At 52.8% G+C, this 648-nt stretch carries 1 pseudogene; it reads right to left on the bottom strand.

Annotated features, from left to right (window positions below):
• Positions 1-376: 376 nt before the first annotated feature.
• Positions 377-646 (bottom strand): annotated as a pseudogene (locus KBY08_RS26255) (RHS repeat-associated core domain-containing protein); the annotation flags it as partial.
• Positions 647-648: the final 2 nt, after the last annotated feature.

Genomic DNA, 648 nt, shown 5'->3' with positions numbered 1-648 from the left:
GCTTGCCATCAATATAAATACGAGTACCCGGCGTATGCTTTTTAATGCCGGCAGTTTCAAGTGCAGCGCGATATTTTTCGCGTGCATCCCTCACGGTAGAATCTCTCTTGGCAAAGCTTGTTTGTCTGCCTCCTCGTTTTTTACTCACCCCCGACGGGGCCAACGGATTTAATTTTGTAGTTGAGCTAGCTGGCATCCCAATGCCAAGACTGCCCGATGAGATTGCCGCGCTTGACGAAGCAATGGGCGAAGGACTAGATGAAATAGCGGGGAGCCTATCAACCATGTCAGACAACTGTGATAACGGCGTACGAGTGAGGGGTGAGCGCCTAATTTCTCCGGATAATAATATTTTATTTAACAGCCCGGCAGCTATGTGCCCCGATGGATCCACATACCCAATCGGATCCCCTCCACAATACCCATACGCATTCAGCCCGCCCTCATCAAACGGACTCAAACTGTCCGGGCTGTTGAACCGCATCAACACCGGGTTATAAGCCCGATACCCATTCCCCAGCAGGTAATGCCCGGTAACCGGATCACGCCGCTCGCCATTGAACCCCAGCAAACTGGTCAACCCGCTTTCCGCCGGGTGATGACCATAGGCGCTGTACGCCACTGGCTCAACCCCGGACTTATCCACAA

The sequence above is a fragment of the Pseudomonas sp. P135 genome, assembly GCF_020312125.1.
In the GTDB taxonomy this organism is placed as follows: Bacteria; Pseudomonadota; Gammaproteobacteria; order Pseudomonadales; family Pseudomonadaceae; genus Aquipseudomonas; species Aquipseudomonas fragariae.
The sequence above is the reverse complement of the archived record's forward strand: the minus strand, read 5'-3'. Positions and strand labels throughout refer to the sequence as shown.